This is a genomic window from Paractinoplanes durhamensis (assembly GCF_016862175.1).
Classification (GTDB): Bacteria; Actinomycetota; Actinomycetes; order Mycobacteriales; family Micromonosporaceae; genus Actinoplanes; species Actinoplanes durhamensis.
Map to the genome: position 1 here is coordinate 1 of NZ_BOML01000123.1, position 1,552 is coordinate 1,552.

Genomic DNA, 1,552 nt, shown 5'->3' on the forward strand with positions numbered 1-1,552 from the left:
CGGAATTTGTCAAGATCGGTGAGACCAGCGGGTGTTAAGCAGCGAGGATCAGGGCCTCGTTCTGGTCGGTGGCGGGTACGGGTTTGTTGATCCAGGCAGTGCCGGCCAGCCGCAGGCTCTTCGGTTGGGGCCGGCGGGTGAACCGTTCAGGATTGCGGGTCCAGGCGGTGTCCAGGACCTGTTGCCGGGCAACGGTTATCGCGTCAGCGTGTCCGTAGTGGACGGCCGCTGGGGTGTGCAAGCCGATCCCGGTGTGGTGGTGTTCGTGGTTGTACCAGGTGAAAAACGAGTCGCAGAAGGCGCGGGCGTCTTGGATCGACCCGAACCGGCCCGGGAACGACGGGTGGTATTTCACCGTTTTGAACGCCGCTTCGGAGTACGGATTGTCGTTCGACACGTGCGGGCGCGAGTGCGAGCGCAGCACGTGCAGGTCGGCGAGCAGGTCAGCGACTTTCTTCGAGGTCATCGACGTGCCCCGGTCGGCGTGGACCACGTGCGGGATGCCGTGCACGGCGAACACGCCGGTGATGAAATCCTCGGCCAGCACCGCGGACTCGGTGGCGGCGACCTTGTGCCCGACGATGTACCGGCTGAAGATGTCGATCATGACGTAGGCGTCGTAGTAGACACCCCGGCTCGGGCCGGGCAGTTTCGTGATGTCCCAGGTGAACACCTGCCCCGGCCCGGTCGCGATCAACTCCGGCCGGACCCGGGCCGGGTGCCGGGCCAGCCGGCGCCGCTCGGTGACCTGCCGGTTCTCGCGCAGCACCCGGTACAGGGTGGCCACCGACGCCAGGTAGACGCCCTCGTCGAGCAACGTGGCGAACACCTCGATCGGGGTGGTGTCGACGAACCGGTCACTGTTGAGCACGGCCAGGATCTGGGCCCGCTCAGCGGTGCTGAGCCGGTTGACCGGCGCCGCACGCGGCGCCGGGGGCCGGACCGGTCCCAGCACGGCCCGGCGGTGCACCGTGGCCCGCGACACCCCTGCCAGGCCGGCCGCGGCCCGGTGTGAGACGTGGACCCGCAGCTGGTGGTAGGCGCCGGTCATCACCGTTTCGACGTGGGCGGCCTGTCCGCGCTCTCGGAGATGTCCTCCAAGAGCGCCTGTGCTTTTCCCATGATGCTCAGAGCGGCTTCAGTCCGTGACAGGCGCCGCTCCGCGACGTCGAGCTGGCGGCGTAGCCGGGCGATTTCCGCCTGATCCGCCGACGGCCGGCCGACTACCGCACCGGCCGGTTTACCGGTCAGCAGACCGGCGTCGCGGGTCCGGCGCCACTCACTGATCAACGACGAGTACAGGCCGTTCTCGCGCAGGAACGCGTTGCCCGTTCCCGATGCGGTCGCGGTCTCGTAGCCGGCCAGGAGCCGGAGTTTCTCCGCCGGGCTGAACGACCGCCGGCGTGGCCGATCCGTACGCGGTTTCTTGGCCATGCCTCTATCGTCGCCTACCGAAGGGTCCAGCGTGTTGAGCGTCAACGTGATCGATCCATCCTCGCCCCGGGCGGGCTACACCTTAAGAACCGCTGGTCTCACTCAACCCTGGCACCCA

The 1,552-nt window shown here is 67.9% G+C and carries 1 protein-coding gene; it reads right to left on the bottom strand.

Going from position 1 to position 1,552, the window contains the following annotated elements:
- Window positions 1-34 precede the first annotated feature (34 nt).
- Window positions 35-1,434 (bottom strand): IS3 family transposase gene (locus tag Adu01nite_RS47380; RefSeq protein WP_379132318.1). Its coding sequence is split into 2 segments (ribosomal slippage): window positions 35-1,080 and window positions 1,080-1,434, totalling 1,401 coding nucleotides; the frame shifts between segments, so codons are not numbered across the junction.
- Window positions 1,435-1,552 lie beyond the last annotated feature (118 nt).